This is a genomic window from Frankia sp. QA3, assembly GCF_000262465.1.
Taxonomy (GTDB): Bacteria; Actinomycetota; Actinomycetes; order Frankiales; family Frankiaceae; genus Frankia.
This window is the reverse complement of the sequence record NZ_CM001489.1, coordinates 2,458,931-2,473,581: the sequence shown is the minus strand read 5'-3', so window position 1 is coordinate 2,473,581 and position 14,651 is coordinate 2,458,931. Positions and strand designations below refer to the sequence as shown.

The following is a 14,651-nucleotide window of genomic DNA, read 5'->3' as shown; positions in this document are numbered from 1 at the left end:
GTATGACCATGGATTCACTGGAGAACGATGCGCCGGCCCGGTTCGGTACCAGGCAGTGGCTGGTGGTTGTCCTATTGTGCGGCACCCAGTTCATGCTCGCGTTGGACTTCTCCATTCTGAGCGTGTCGCTACCGAAGATCGGTGATGATCTCCACTTTCAGGTCAAGGACCTGCAGTGGATCATCACTGCCTTCGCGTTGCCCTCCGGCGGACTGCTGCTCCTGTTCGGTCGGGCCGCAGATCTTTACGGCCGCCGACGGTGGTACCTCGCGGGCATGGCGCTTTTCATCACGTCCTCCCTGGTCGGGGGTCTGTCGGTATCGCCCGGCATGCTGCTGGCCGCCCGGGCGGGCCAGGGCGTGGCGTCGGCGATGCTCACCCCCGCGGCGATGTCGCTGCTCACCACGTCCTTCCCGGAGGGCAAGCTGCGTGCCCGCGCTCTGGGGATCAACGGCACGCTGCTTTCCCTCGGATTCCTGATCGGCGTGGTCCTGGGCGGGGTCATCACGGAGCTGACGAGCTGGCGCTCCACCCTGTTCATCAACGTTCCGTTCGGGCTGCTCGCACTCGTCGGCGCGACGATCCTGATCCGGGAGAGCCGTAACCTGGAGACCCCCCGACTGGACGTCGCCGGCGCGATCACCGTCACCGGTGGCCTGCTTCTGCTCATCTTCGGGGTCACTTCGGGTGAGCGGGCCGGCTGGGGCGACCCGGTGACTGGCAGCACCATCGTCGCCGGGGCGGTGCTGCTGATCATGTTCCCGCTGATCGAGTCACGGATCGCCGCGCCACTGATCGATCTGCGCATCCTGCGGCGGCGCACCGTCATCTGGGGAAACCTGACCGGCATGGTCACCTTCTCGATGGTGACGGGCGTGGTGTTTCTGCTCACCCTCTACATGCAGCAGGTTCGCGGCCTGTCCCCCCTCGACACCGGTTTCTCCTTCGCTGCGCTCGGCTGCATGGCAGTGATCGGCGGCCTGTTCGCGGCCCGGGTCATCGCCCGCCTCGGCGTCCAGATGACGCTGGTACTCGGTCTGCTCCTTCAGGCGGTCAGCACCGCCGCCCTGCTCGGGATCCGGACCGACGGTGGGCTGGCGATCCTGCTGGTGGCCACGGGAGTCGTGGGGCTCGGCCACGTCTTCGCCGTCGTCGGCTACATGGTCATCGGCACCTCGGGTGTGGCGGACGAGGAACAGGGGATGGCGACCAGCCTCACCTACACCGCGCAGCAGCTCGGCCTCACCATCGGCACGCCCGTCCTCTCGACGATCGCCGCGACCCGCCTCGGCGCCGGGCCGACCGCCGCGCGGACAGTCGACGGCGTGCACCTCGGCGTCCTCGTCGATGTCGTCATCGTGGCGGTGGCCGTGGTCATCGCCCTGGTCCTGCTGCGGCCGCGGTCCGCGCCCGCGGCGGCGCCGGTGGTCGCTCGCCCTGTTGGCGACGATGTCGATTGCCGTGGGTTCCCGGTATCGAAGCGTCAGGCCGCGTCCGCGAGCTCGGACCGGGTGTGACCGGCCTCGAGCCCGGGCAGGCGGTCGCCGCGTTGACGATCGACACCGGTGGCGCCTACGGAGAGGTGGCGGTGACCAACGCGGTGCTCGTCGCGCCGCTGCCCCCCGGGCTCGATCCCGCCCTGGCCAGGGCGGTGCCGTCGAACACCACGACCGCTCTGCTCTCGCTCGAACGGGTCGGCTACCTGCGTGCCGGGGAGTCCGTGCTCGTCCAGGCCGCGGCGGGCGGCCTCGGCTCACAGCTCGGCCAGGTGGCCAGGCTGCGCGGGGCGGGTGGTCGGCGCGGGGCGGGTGGTCGGCGTCGTGGGAAGCGAGGCGAAGCGGCAGGAGGCGCTCAGGCTGGGCTTCAATCTCGGCGCGCTCAGCGCCACCCAGCCCGAACTCGTCGGCGGCTACCTGCGCCGCGCCCTGCGCCTGGTCGCCACCGGTGAGGTCGCCGTCCGCGTCTCGGACGTCGTGCCCATCCAGCGCGCGGCCATGGTGCTCACCGACCTGCGTGCCGGTATCACCGTCGGAAAGACCGTCTTCGCGCACCGCCCCGGCTGATCGCGTACGCCGCCGTGCCCAGGTAGACCGCCGGCGAGGTGCCCGCCCTGGTGGCGGGGCCCTCCCCGCTGACCAGCGGTGGGACGGGGGCGTGCCATGTCGTCGCTGCGCGCAGTGCGACAGCTGCCGTCGGCCTCCGGTTGACGCATGGACCTCGGCAACGTCGAGTTGACGCGCGGGCCGCCGTGGACTGGCTCGAACGTGCCATGCGCGCGGATTGAGGATGTTCCACCAGGAAAGATCCCGTAGCCTCGCCGAGACGTACACGGAGGGAGAACCGTGAGCCAGGATGAGCAGGTCAGGGCCTGGTTGGAGCGGGAGCTCGACGGCACCGTCGTGGCCTTCGAGCGGCAGGAGCGGTGGCGCGCCGCCTGGTTCGCCGAGCTGAAGAATCAGGGGGAGCTGCGCAGCTACTACGTGCGCGGCCATCGCGGCGGCAACTTCCGGGAGATGATCACTCTCGGGCAGGAGGCCGACATCAACCGGGTGCTCCACCGGCACGGCGTGCCCGTCCCGCGCGTCCACGGGATGATCGACGACCCGCCCGCGATCGTCATGGACCGGCTGCCCGGCCGGGTCAACCTTGCCACCGCGCTCGACGACGCCGAACGCGAGGCCGTGCTGGACCAGTACGTCGACGCCATGTGCCGCATGCACGCGATCGACGTGAACGAGTTCGGGGCACTCGGCCTGCCCGTCCCGGCGGACAACCGGGCCGCGGCGCTGAACATGTACGCCACCGGCGAGCGCAACTACCGCCGGGCCAAGACCGCGCCCAGCCCGATGATCGAGTTCATGTGGCGGTGGCTGTGCCGCAACGTCCCGGCCGGGCGCACGCAGCAGGGGCTCATCCAGGCCGACGCGGCGCAGTTCCTGTTCGAGCAGGGCAGGATGACCGGCCTGATCGACTTCGAGGCCGCCTACATCGGCGACCCGATCGCCGAGTTCGCCGCGATGCGCAGCCGTGACTGCGAGGAGCCCCTCGGCGACATCGGCCGGATCGCCCGCCGGTACGAGGCCGTCACCGGCGAGCCGGTCGACCGCGACGCCGTGGAGTTCCACACCGCCGGCTGGTCGCTGATGACCCCGTTCCAGTGGGAGGACTCCGTGCGCAACCCCGCCCCCGGGGACAGCTGGCTGGAGTACTTCACCTGGCTCGTCGGCTGTGGCCGCTGGGCGCTGGAAGCCATCGCCGCGGTCGCGGGCGCGCCGCTGCCCACCGTCGAAGCACCCGCACAGCGCCCGTCGTCCTACTCGAGCGCCGCCTACACCAACCTGATGTCGCTGCTTGACGAATGGCCCACCGCCAGCGCCTACGAGGGCTTCCGGGCGGACAGCGCCCGCGCCGTGACCCGGTTCGCCGAGCACGTCCACGCCTTCGGCGCCGATCTGGAAGGCGCCGCCGTCGAGGAGATCTCCGAGCTGCTCGGCACCCGCCAGCCGGATCTCGCCACCGCCGAGGCGGCGTTGGAGCAGTTCGTGCTGCGCGCCTCCCCGGACCTCGATGTTGCGCTGGTGCAGTACTTCCACCGCTGGACGCAGCGCCAGCAGTTCCTCATCGCCGGCACGGGTGCCCGGCACGAGAAGCTCATCCACCTGAGTCTGCAACCGCTCACCGCAGACGCCTGGCAGGCCGAGGGCCAGTCCAGGAGGCACGCATGACCTTGCACATTGACGGCGACGGGCCACCGCTGTTGGCGGAACTGGCCGCGGTGATGCCCGCCGCGCCGGCGCTCGTGGACCGCCTCGTGGCCGAGTTCGCGCCCACGGCGGCCACGATGGCGACCCCGCAGGCGTACTGGGTCGGGCTCAACGGCTGGATGACCGACCGGCTGTCCGGCCCGATCATGCGGGGCACGGTCTCCGCCGACGAGGTCGGCGAGCAGGCCTGGGCGATCCTGGCCTCCAGCTACTGGGGCGGCATGGAGCTGCGCGAGCACTGGGGGATGCCGCCGGTCATCGAGCGGCTCGGCATCGCCCTGTCGCCGCCGTTCGCCGAGGTCGAACAGGGCATCGTCGCGCAGATGGGGCAGCGGCTGGCGGCCCTGCGCGACGGCGGCGAACGCTGCCTGGAGATCCTGCCCTCGATCCTGCGGGAGGACGCACCGTCGGGTCCCGTCCACGGCATCGCCTACAACGCCGGGGTGCAGGTCGTGAAGACCGAGGACCCGCCGATCGGTCAGCGCCGCCCGCACCGAGCGCCCAGGCCGTCGGCGGTGCGCATCAACGCGCGTCACTTCATGCGGGTCGACTACGACCTGCCGACCCCGGACTATCTGAAGGTCTGGCGCTCCGCGTTCGAGCGGGCCGTCGCCGCCGACCCGGACGCCTACGAGAAGGCGATCGTCGGCGAGGACACCCAGGCCGACCTGCGCGACATCTGGGCCCGCGCGGTGGCCTTCGGGAACACCACCTGGGGTGGGGAGGCCCAGGACGTCTGGACCGACGCCTACTTCTCCGAGACCATCCGCTGGAGTTCGATTCTGACGTTCGGCCTGGAGGCGGCGGGCCTGGCCGCGTTCGTCGCGCTGATCAACCAGGACCCCGAGGCGGCCACGGTCGCGGTCCTGTGCAACGCGCTCTACCTGGGGGCCACGCCGGGCTGGCTGATCGGCCTGCTCGACACCGGCGCGACCTTGCCCCGGGTCGCCGGGGGATAGGGCGGGGGAGCCTGGCGGCGGACCTGGCCGACGGCGAGGCGTGGCGGACGACGCCGACGTCGTCGCACGGTGGCTGTCGCCTCCGGCCTCGCCGGCGCCAGTCGATGAGCCTCAGGCGAGGGCGGCGGCTCGAGTCGAGGCGATGGCCGGGAAAGAGCTCGGGGAACGGCTTCGCAATTGCCGCTCCCTTCCATTTTAGGCTCGCTTAAGTGACGTCCGAGAGAATTGTCGAAGTCGTACGGGCGATCGCGATTCCGAGGACGTCGAAACCGGGAACGACTGAATCCCCGCTTTGTCGTCACGGCCGGTACCTGTCGGAAAATCTGGGGGATCTTTTCGTGGTAACGCGCGGTTTCTGGTCCGTTCATGTACTTTCTGTTGGACTGGCCGCCACGCTCGGATTCGGTCTCGCCGGGTGCGGTGGCAGCGGTGGTCCGGCGGGTGCCGGGGGCGACGGGTCGCCGCGGACGGGGGGGAACCTGCGCCTCGGCCTCGGTGTTGATCCGGTCTGCCTCGATCCTCAGCAGTCGGGGATCGCCGACGCGATCAACATCGAGCGATCGATCGTCGACTCGCTGACCGCGCAGGACCCGAAGACGAACGCGATCGTTCCGTGGCTCGCCACGTCGTGGCAGGTCAGCCCGGACGCCGCGGGGTTCACGTTCCACCTGCGGTCGGGGGTCACGTTCAGTGATGGTTCGGCGTTGACCGCGACCACGGTGCGGGACAACTTCGACGCGGTCGTCCGGGCGGGCGGACGGGCCCCACTGGCGGCGAGCTACCTCGCCGGCTACCGCGGGACGGACGTCATCGACCCGCTCACCGCCAGGGTGCGCTTCGGCCAGCCCAACGCGCAGTTCCTGCAGGCGACGTCGACGGTGAGCCTGGGGCTGCTGTCCTCGGCCACGCTCGCCCGGCCGCTGGCCGACCGCTGCGTCTCCGGGATCATTGGATCCGGGCCGTTCGTGCTGGACTCCTATGTGCCCCGGCAGTCCGTCACCGTGCATCGGCGTGCCGGCTACCGCTGGGGCCCGGCGACCGCGCGGCACACCGGCGACGCCTATCTGGACAAGATCACCTATTCGATCATCCCCGACGGCGGGGTGCGGGCCGGTGCGCTCAGATCCGGCCAGGTCGGCGGGGTGACCGCGTTGCCGGTGCAGGACACCTCCCAGGTCCGGCAGGCTGGCCTCACCGTCGCCAGGAAGATCATCCCTGGGGTGGTCGCGTGCCTGTCCGTGAACCCGTTCGTCTCCCGGCCCGCCATCGACGACTCGAGTGTCCGGCGTGCCGTGGTCAAGGCGGTCAACCGTGCGGAGGTCGTCGGCACGGTGCTCAGCGACGACTACAAGGTCGCGACCAGCATCCTGTCCGCCTCGACCCCGGGCTACGCCGACCTCGGCGCTTCCCTCGCCTACGATCCGGCCGGCGCCAGGAAGCTGCTCGACGCCGCGGGGTGGACGGCGGGGCCGGACGGGATCCGGCGGCGCGGCGGGCAGCGGCTGACCCTCGCGGTCGCCTGGACGACCAACGGCGGCCCCGACCAGGAGGTGCTGGAGCTGATCCAGCAACAACTGCGCCAGGTGGGCATCGAGCTGACGCTACGGCAGTTCGTGACCGGGCAGGCCTTCCCGGCGATGCAGCGCGGAATCGGTGACTACGCCTGGGGCGCCGGGGCCTTCCGGACGGATCCCGACATCCTCCGGGCCAAGATCGTGCTGCCTGGGCCCGTCGTCCCGCCGGCGCCCGGGTCTCCCGCGGACCGCCTCAACGCCGCCCTGGCCCGGCAGGCGGCGACCGTGGACGACGCGCAGCGCAGGAAGGTGGTCGACGAGGCGCAGCGACTCGCCGTCGACGCCGGCATAACGGTGCCGGTGTACGAGATCCCGGCCGTGGTGGGACTGGCGAAGGACGTACGCGGATTCGCCTTCACCGCCTCCGCGAACCTGTTCCTCTACGACACCTGGCTGGGCAATGGCTGAGCTGGTCGCGGTCGCCCCCGAACTGGGACGGGGCGGCGTGGTCGGGCGTTACCTGGCCGTCCGGCTGGCGCATTCGGTGTTCGTCGTGTGGGCGGCGTACACGCTGTCGTTCGTCATCCTCTACCTCGTTCCCGGGGATCCGGTCGAGATGATGGTGAGCAGCAGCGGCGTCATCTCGGTGACCGCACAGCAGATAGCCCAGCTGCGGGCGGAGTACGGCGTCGACCGGCCGCCCCCCGCCCAGTATCTGACGAACCTCTGGCATGCCCTGCACCTGGACTTCGGCCGGTCGCTGCAGCGCGGCCAGTCGGCGCTCGACATCATCGGCGGCGCACTGCCGTCGACCCTCGAGCTCGCCGGCGCCGCGCTCCTGCTGGCCGTGCTCGTCGGTTGGGCGCTGGCGCTCGGTGCCACCGTCACCCGCGTCCGCTGGTTGCAGCGGTTTCTGCTGGCACTTCCGGCACTCGGGGTAGCCGTCCCGTCGTTCTTCATCGGGCTGGTCCTTCTGCAGGTGCTGTCCTTTCGCTGGCACCTGCTGCCTGCCTTCGGCGACGACGGGCCGCGGGGCCTGATCCTGCCCGCGATCACGTTGTCGGTGCCGACCGCCGCGTTTCTCGCGCGGATGCTGGCGCAGAGCCTGTGGCGAGTCCTGGCCGATCCGCACGTGACAACCGCGCGGGCGAAGGGACTCGGCCGGTGGCGCATCCACCTGCGTCACGCCCTGCGCAACGCGCTGCCGCCGGTGCTGGCGGTCGCCGGGGTGTTGGTCGGCAACCTGCTGGCGGGGTCCGTCGTGGTGGAGACCGTGTTCTCCCGCCCCGGTCTGGGCCGTGTGGTCGAGGCCGCCGTGACCTCGAAGGACATCCCGGTCGTGCAGGCCCTGGTCGTGCTGTTCGCGGTCGTGTTCGTCACCGTCAACCTCCTGGTCGATCTGGCGTACCACCTCCTCGACCCGCAGGTCACGGTGGCCATGGTGAGACGCCGATGAGCGGGCTCGGGGTGCCGTCCGAGTCCGTTGCGCACGACGGGGGCCTCGGTGGGCCACCGGCGCAGCGGCGTCGGACCGGCCTGTCTCGGCGGGGCCGGGAGATCTGTCGTGGTGTCCTGCGCCAGCCGATACTCGCGGCCTGCGTCGTCGTCGTCGCGGTGGCCGTCGCGGCGGCGCTGGCCCCCGCCGCGTTCACCGGCGCAGACCCACTGCGGGTACGGCCCACCGCGAAGCTGCACTCGCCCGACGGCACGCACCCGTTCGGCACCGACCAACTCGGCCGCGACCTGTTCGCGCGGGTCGTGCACGGGGCGGGGCTGTCCCTGTCCTGCGCGGCCATCGCCGTTCTGGTCGGTCTGATCGCCGGGTCGCTCGTGGGCCTGACCGCGGGCTTCGTCGGTGGGGCACTCGACGCCGCGGTCATGCGGCTCGTCGACGTGCTGCTCGCCGTGCCGTCCCTGCTCCTGGCGACAACGCTGGTGACCACGTTCGGCTTCGGCCCCGTCCAGACGGCCCTCGCGGTCGGCACGAGCTCGGTCGCGGGCTTCGCCCGGCTCATGCGCGCGGAGGTGCTGCGGGTGCGGGAGCAGGCGTATGTCGAGGCTGCCCTCGTCGCGGGCGCGCGGCGGCTGTCGGTGCTGCGCCGCCACATCCTGCCCCACACCAGGGGCGCCGTGCTCGCGCTGACCGCGCTGGATTTCGGCGGGGCGATCCTGGCAGTGTCCGCATTGGGATTCCTCGGCTTCGGCGCCCAGCCGCCGACCCCGGAGTGGGGGGCGCTCGTCGCGGGTGGTCGGGGCTATCTGGACACCGCCTGGTGGATGACGGCCGCGCCCGGCCTCGCCGTCGTGCTGACCGTCCTGGCCCTCAACCGGATCTCCCAGGCCTTCGACACCCCGACCGGCCCGCGCTGATGACCGGCCACCCCCGCCCGGCGCGCCCCGGATCCCGCGCCTGCCGCGCTGCGGCCTCCGCGACCCCCGCGACCCACTCGGCCGCTCGGTCGCCGCCGGACGGACCGGCCGTCACCCGACCGGCCTTCACTCCACCAGGATTTCAGCCGACCGGACCTACAAGGAGACCCGTGACCGATATCGGGGACATCCGTACGCTCATCGCGCGGTTCGCGTACCTGCGCGACCGCGAGCGCCACGACCAGTGGGCCGACCACCTCGTCGCCGACGATTTCACCTATCGGGCGGTGGACGATCCGTTGCCGGGGGGCGGCGGTTCGTACCAGGGCCGGGACGAGGTCCTGGCCCACTTCCGCGCTGCGGCGTCCGACCACTGGCGCGCCACGCACTTCCTGAGCGAACCGGTGATCGACGTCGCCGGCGAGCGGGCTCACGCCGCCACCGACTTCGCCCTCCTGCGGCTGAGGGACAGTCTGCCGGCGGCTGCGGTGCCGGGTGCCGGGGCCGCAGCGGCGCACGCCGATTCCGCCGACCACCGGTACTCCGCCGACCATCGGTACTCCGCCGACCATCGGTACTCCGCCGACCACCGGTACGAGGTCGCCGCCGCGGGCCGCTACGAGGACGACTTCGTCCGCGACGCCGACGGGCGGTGGCGGTTCGCCGCCCGGCTGGTCACCCACCTGCCGCTCGGCGCGAGCCGGCAGGCCGGCGCGAGCCAGCCGGCCGGCACCGAACACTCGCTCGCGGCCGGGAGCGCACATGAGTGACGCTCAGGACGTCGCGACCGTGTTGGCCCGGGTTGCCCAGGCCCACGGCGACCACCGTGACGAGGAATGGATCGCCCAGTACACGACCGAGACGACCATCTGGGGCGCCCTGGCCGAGGGGTCGCGATCGGTGCGCGCCCTGCTGGGGCTCGCGTCACCCGCCGAATCCCACGCGGTGCACTTCCAGAGCATCCCGGTCATCGAGATCGACGGGCCCGTCGCCCATGCCTGGACCGACAGCTTCACCGTCAGCCTTGACCCGGCGGGCGGCTTCGCGATCACGTCAGTGGTCCGGCTGGAGGACGAACTGGTCCGGGACGGTGCCGGCCGCTGGACGTTCGCCCGGCGGCTTCCCACCCCCCTGCTGCCCCCGGCCTCCCCACCGGCTGGCCGGCCGGCGAAAGTGACGGGGCGACAGCCATGAGTGACACCGAGCGCGACATCGAGCGCGACGGTGATACCGAGCGCGACATCGAGCAGATCCGCCTTCTCATCGCTCGGCTCGTTCAGCTCTACGACCTTCATCGCCACGACGAGTGGATCGCCGCGTACCTGACCGACGACACGGTCCTGACCTCTCCGGGCGGCACCCTGTACGGCCGGGAGGCGATCCGAGCGGAGATCAGCAAGGTCCCCGACAACGGTTGGAGTGGCGTGCACCTGCTCGGAGAACCGGCGATCACGGTCACCGGTTCCAGTGCGCATGCCCTGACCGACGTCGTCAATATCAAGGTCACCGAGGCCGGGACCTACGCGGTGACCGGATTCGGCCGCTACGACGACCGGCTGGTCCGCGCTGCCGACGGTACGTGGCGGCTCACAGTCCGGAATCGTTCCATCGCCGGCGCCGCGGCACCGGTCGCGGACTGACGCGGCCCCGAGCCGAGCTCCGTCATCCACCGTGATGCCGAGAGAGCCGAGAGAGCCGAGAGATGCCGAGAGATGCCGAGATCGTGATGAGCCACGACTGGACAAGTGATCGTGGTGTTCCGCGGAACCGCGCCTCGGCTCCGACCCCAGCGATGATCACGGTGTTCCGCGGAACCGCGCCGGGTCGCCGGGGAATTCAGACCGGACCGGTGACGGCGGCCCGTTGACAACATGAGGCATGCTCAGGTTGGCTGATCACGCCGATATCGAGGCTGCCTCGGATTCTGCTGAGGTGCAGCCAGGAGAGGAACCCGATGGTTGAACCCACCTTCGTCTCGGCGCACGACACGGTGCCGGTGTGGCGGTCCGGTACGGCCGCCGACGCGTTGCGGGACACCGTGGACCTCGCCCGTGCCGTGGAGGCGCTGGGTTACCGCCGGTACTGGGTCGCCGAACATCACAGCACGCCCGCGCTCGCCACCTCGGCTCCCGCCGTGCTCGCCGGCCAGATCCTCGCCGTCACCGCAACGATCCGGGTCGGCTCGGGTGCGGTGCTGCTGCCCAACCATGCGCCGCTCGCCGTGGCGGAACAGTTCGGCGTGCTCGGGTCCCTGCACCCCGGGCGGGTCGACCTCGGAGTCGGCCGGGCCGTGGGGGGAGCGGCCGCCGCGGGCGCGCGGCTCGGTGACCCGCATCCGCGTGATTTCCCAGCCCAGCTCGACGAGCTCGTCGGGTATTTCCACCGCGAGGGTGGGGCGTCGCAGGTACGTGCCGTACCCGAACCGGCGGTCGCACCCGAGTTCTGGATGGTCGGCTCCAGCCCGAGCAGCGCCGCGTTCGCGGGCGCGCGCGGTCTGCCCTATGTCTATGCGCACACGATCGTGCCGGGGCTCGCGTCCGTCGCACTCAACGCCTACCGCAAGGCGTTCCGGCCGTCGGTGCACCTGGAATATCCACGCGGCGCGGTGTCCGCCATCGTGGTGCTCGCCGACTCGGACGAGCGTGCGCACTCTCTCGCCGACGCGTTCGTCCTCGGCCAGATCCTCATGCGCACGACCGATCCCGACACCCTGCTGCCGACCGAGGAGGAGGCCCGGCGGCACCGCTTCGGCGGGGCGGAGGAAGGCTTCCGCCGCGAGCGGATCGACCCGCAGCTCGTGGGCTCGTTGGCCACCGTGGCCCCCAGGTTCGAGGCACTGGTGCGTGAATCCGGAGCGGACGAGTTCTTCGCCCTCTCGCAGATCCCCGGGCTGGAGCAACGGATCCGCTCCTACGAGCTGCTCGCCAAGGCCGCCGCCTCCCTCTGATCGAGGAGACCAGCGGCCTCCGCGATCGAGCGGTGCCACGTGTGGCCGTCGGCGATAAGGGCGTCCTGGTGGGCCACCTGTGGGAGCCCGTCGAGGATGTCCCGCACCCCGGCCGAAGCGATTGACAGGTGGGCAGGAATTCCGGCGGTCGCGTCGAGCCGGCCCGGCGCGTGGCCCGACTTCAGAATGGCTTTAGACGGCGACCGTAATGTCATGGCCGGCGGAGCATCCGCAGGCCACCGACTTATCCGCGTTTTTTCGGCTGCGGCCTCCGGTGGCTTTTCAAGGATTTCCCGGTACGGTGGCACACCGTTTCGGTGCCGCGGGAATCCACCGTGCCGCCGGCGTCCGCGGCCGCCCTGTGCTCAGCTCTGCGCCGAGGCCCGTCGCCGAGGTCAATCCGTCAACTCGATTAGACGATTATGGATGTTGGATGATTTCCGGAGTTCGGTTTAGTGTGGCTTTGAGGAGACGGGCGGTGACGGCGGTCGCGGTCGGCGCCGTCCTGGCGTTGGCGGCGTCCTGCGCCGGCGGATCGCAGACCAGCGCGGACGGGGGCACCCCCCGGGACGGCGGAACCCTGAACCTCGCCATCGGCAGGGAGCCCAACTGCCTGGACCCGCATCAGAGTCCGAGCGCCGCCGCCCGCGTGGTATCCCGACCGATTGTGGACTCCCTGGTGTACCAGGACCGGAAGGGGGCGATCAAGCCCTGGTTGGCCAGTCGCTGGACCATCGCCGAGGATCGCAAGGCCTACACCTTCACCCTCCGGGACGACGTGCGGTTCACCGACGGTGCACCCTTCGACGCCGCGGCGGTGGTGGCGAACCTGGAACACATCGTCGCCCCGAAGACCAAGTCGCTGCTTGCGGCAAGCCTCATCGCCAGCTACGAGTCGTCGCGGGCGATCGACGCGCACACCGTGGAAGTGCGACTCTCCGAGCCGTCCTCGTCGCTTCTGGACGTGCTGGCCACCCCGAATCTCGGGATGGAATCGCCCGCCACCCTTACCCGGAGCAATGACGCGCTCTGCGCCACCATCGTCGGCACGGGTCCCTTCGCCAGCCCGGGCGGCTACCGTCAGCAGCAGGGAATCGAGTACGTCCGCAACCGCGACTACGCCTGGGCGCCGGCCGGCCTGGGACACACCGGCCCCGCCCGTCTGGACGGGATCCGGATCCGGGTCGCCTCCGACAACTCCGCCCGGTACGGAGCGCTGAGCAGCGGACAGGTCGATGCGATCACCACCCTGTCCCCGGTGAACCTGCGTGAACTCCGCACCGCGGACGGGTTCCACCTGTTCTCGGTGCCATTCCCGGGCATCCCCTACAGCTACTTCCCGAACACGGCGTCCGGAGTGCTGGCGGACGTTGGTGTCCGCAAGGCCTTCCGGGCGGGAATCGATTGGGCCCAGATCGTCAAGAATGTCTATTTCGGTGTCTACCCGTCCGCTCGCGGGGTCCTGACGTCGACGACGCTCGGCTACGACAGGTCCCAGGAGTCGGCGTACGCCTACAACCCGACCGAGGCCGCCCGGCTGCTCGACCAGGCGGGTTGGACGGGGCGTGACGCCAAGGGGTATCGGACGAAGAACGGCGCGCGCCTGACGCTGCGCCACCTGTGGTCCGACCCGTCCATCGAGGACCTGGCCGTTCAGGTGCAGGCTGCCGCCAAGGAGCTCGGGATCGAGATCGTCGAGGAGAACATCGACGAGGGCACGTACGTCGACCGGATCCTGTCCGCCGACTACGAGCTCGCCGACACGAACTTCGCCTCCCCCGGCCCGGAGGTTCTCAAGGTCCTCTACGGCTCGGCCAACGTTCCCTCGCCTACCCGAGGACTGGCCAACAACATCTCCCGCTATGCCAGCGGCGCGCTGGACAAGCTCTTCCTGCAGGCCGCGGCCAGCGAAAGCGTGACGGACCGGCTGCGAATCTATGGCCAGGCCCAGCGCCAGCTCACCGCGGACGCCGCGGTGTTTCCCATCTACTCGCCCCTGTCCACCGTCGCGGCCCGCTCCGGAGTCCGGGATGTCACCTTCGACATCGACGGTAGCCCGAGCTTCTACGACACATGGCTGACCTCCTGACCTCGACGGCACCGAGGGACGAGGGCCTCGACGGGACGCCGGGCGGCGGCGGGCGCCGCCGCCTCGGCGCCCCGTTGGCCCGGCTGGTGCTGACCCGGGTGCTGGCCTCCGTGGCGGTGCTGTGGGGAGCGGTGACAGCGACCTTCTTCCTGCTCGAGCTGATGCATGGCAACACGGTCGATGTGCTGCTCGCCCAGTCCCAGGCCGGCCCGGAGGTGCGTGCGGAGATCATCTCGCGCTACCACCTGGACGATCCGTTGCCGGTGCGGTACTTCGCCTACCTCGGCCGAGTGCTCCGCGGCGACTTCGGCGAGTCGTACATGCTGCGCAAGCCGGTGTGGCAGGCGATTACCGAGCAGCTTCCGGACACCCTCGTCCTGGTGGCGACGACGGTCCTGACCACGGTGGTCGCGTCGGTACTGTTCGCGGCGCTCAGCGCCACCCGCCGTCGCTCGCTGCGTTCGGTTGTCGCCGCCGTGGAGTCGCTGGTCGTCGCCGTTCCACCGTTCTGGCTGGGGCTCGTCCTGCTGACGGTGTTCTCCTTCTGGCTGCACTGGTTTCCCGCCATCGGGTCGTCCGCTCCAGCCGGGCTCGTGCTGCCCACGATCGCGCTGGCCGCGGGGCCGGTGGCGGTGACCACCCGGGTGCTGCGGGAGGGGATGGTGCGCGCGTTGGACGAGCCCTTCGTGATGACGGCCCGGACCCGGGGGATCAGCGAGCCGGCGGTGCGCCTTCGGCACACGTTGCGCCACGCCCTGTTGCCAGCCACCGCCCTGCTGGGCTGGATCTCCGGCTCCCTGATCGGCGGGGCGATCATCATCGAGACGGTGTTCTCGCGCCGCGGGATGGGCCGGCTGGTCCTCTCCGCAGTCCAGAACCGGGACATGCCCGTCGTGATCGGGATCGTCCTCGTCGCGGCGACGACATTTGTGATCATCACCGTCCTGGTCGACATCCTCACCTGGTTCATCGACCCGCGGACGCGGACCTGACCGACCTGACCGACCT

Annotated in this window: 12 protein-coding genes and 1 pseudogene; all 13 read left to right on the top strand. The window is 70.7% G+C overall.

The genetic code is table 11. The features are described from left to right. Positions 1–2 precede the first annotated feature (2 nt). The 13 genes and pseudogenes from FRAQA3DRAFT_RS10150 to FRAQA3DRAFT_RS10085 all read left to right on the top strand — a co-directional run bounded on the left by FRAQA3DRAFT_RS10150 (position 3) and on the right by FRAQA3DRAFT_RS10085 (position 14,635). Positions 3–1,517 (top strand): MFS transporter, encoded by a 1,515-nt coding sequence (locus FRAQA3DRAFT_RS10150; protein WP_009738966.1) that lies wholly within the window; start codon positions 3–5, stop codon positions 1,515–1,517. Next, positions 1,457–2,063 (top strand): annotated as a pseudogene (locus FRAQA3DRAFT_RS38625) (NADPH:quinone reductase); the annotation flags it as partial. The gene FRAQA3DRAFT_RS10150 and the pseudogene FRAQA3DRAFT_RS38625, both read left to right, overlap by 61 nt. A 279-nt stretch (positions 2,064–2,342) precedes the next feature. Next, the gene (locus FRAQA3DRAFT_RS10140; protein ID WP_009738965.1) at positions 2,343–3,725 is read left to right on the top strand and encodes a phosphotransferase; all 1,383 of its coding nucleotides are present in this window, start codon (positions 2,343–2,345) and stop codon (positions 3,723–3,725) included. Further along, positions 3,722–4,723 carry a hypothetical protein gene (locus FRAQA3DRAFT_RS10135; protein ID WP_009738964.1) on the top strand — a complete coding sequence of 334 codons (1,002 nt, stop codon included), beginning with the start codon at positions 3,722–3,724 and terminating at the stop codon, positions 4,721–4,723. The genes FRAQA3DRAFT_RS10140 and FRAQA3DRAFT_RS10135 overlap by 4 nt, the downstream gene beginning before the upstream one ends. Before the next feature lie 338 nt (positions 4,724–5,061). Beyond that, a complete protein-coding gene (locus FRAQA3DRAFT_RS10130; RefSeq protein ID WP_009738963.1) occupies positions 5,062–6,705 on the top strand; it encodes an ABC transporter substrate-binding protein in 1,644 nt (547 codons plus the stop codon). Next, a complete protein-coding gene (locus tag FRAQA3DRAFT_RS10125) occupies positions 6,698–7,693 on the top strand; it encodes an ABC transporter permease (protein ID WP_009738962.1) in 996 nt (331 codons plus the stop codon). Before FRAQA3DRAFT_RS10130 ends, FRAQA3DRAFT_RS10125 begins: the two co-directional genes overlap by 8 nt. Beyond that, positions 7,690–8,607: an ABC transporter permease gene (locus FRAQA3DRAFT_RS10120; RefSeq protein WP_009738961.1), complete on the top strand. Its 918-nt coding sequence runs from the start codon at positions 7,690–7,692 to the stop codon at positions 8,605–8,607. Before FRAQA3DRAFT_RS10125 ends, FRAQA3DRAFT_RS10120 begins: the two co-directional genes overlap by 4 nt. Before the next feature lie 170 nt (positions 8,608–8,777). Further along, positions 8,778–9,377, top strand: a complete 600-nt coding sequence (locus FRAQA3DRAFT_RS10115; RefSeq protein WP_009738960.1) for a nuclear transport factor 2 family protein — start codon at positions 8,778–8,780, stop codon at positions 9,375–9,377. Further along, positions 9,370–9,801, top strand: a complete 432-nt coding sequence (locus FRAQA3DRAFT_RS10110; protein ID WP_009738959.1) for a nuclear transport factor 2 family protein — start codon at positions 9,370–9,372, stop codon at positions 9,799–9,801. Before FRAQA3DRAFT_RS10115 ends, FRAQA3DRAFT_RS10110 begins: the two co-directional genes overlap by 8 nt. Beyond that, on the top strand, positions 9,798–10,247 hold the full coding sequence (locus FRAQA3DRAFT_RS10105) for a nuclear transport factor 2 family protein (protein ID WP_009738958.1): 450 nt from the start codon (positions 9,798–9,800) through the stop codon (positions 10,245–10,247). Before FRAQA3DRAFT_RS10110 ends, FRAQA3DRAFT_RS10105 begins: the two co-directional genes overlap by 4 nt. A 314-nt stretch (positions 10,248–10,561) precedes the next feature. Further along, positions 10,562–11,554 carry an LLM class flavin-dependent oxidoreductase gene (locus FRAQA3DRAFT_RS10100; RefSeq protein ID WP_009738957.1) on the top strand — a complete coding sequence of 331 codons (993 nt, stop codon included), beginning with the start codon at positions 10,562–10,564 and terminating at the stop codon, positions 11,552–11,554. Between the two features lie 478 nt (positions 11,555–12,032). Continuing rightward, complete coding sequence (locus FRAQA3DRAFT_RS10090) at positions 12,033–13,643, top strand: ABC transporter substrate-binding protein (RefSeq protein ID WP_009738955.1); 1,611 nt, start codon at positions 12,033–12,035, stop codon at positions 13,641–13,643. After that, positions 13,628–14,635 carry an ABC transporter permease gene (locus FRAQA3DRAFT_RS10085; protein WP_009738954.1) on the top strand — a complete coding sequence of 336 codons (1,008 nt, stop codon included), beginning with the start codon at positions 13,628–13,630 and terminating at the stop codon, positions 14,633–14,635. Before FRAQA3DRAFT_RS10090 ends, FRAQA3DRAFT_RS10085 begins: the two co-directional genes overlap by 16 nt. The last annotated feature ends 16 nt before the right edge of the window (positions 14,636–14,651 follow it).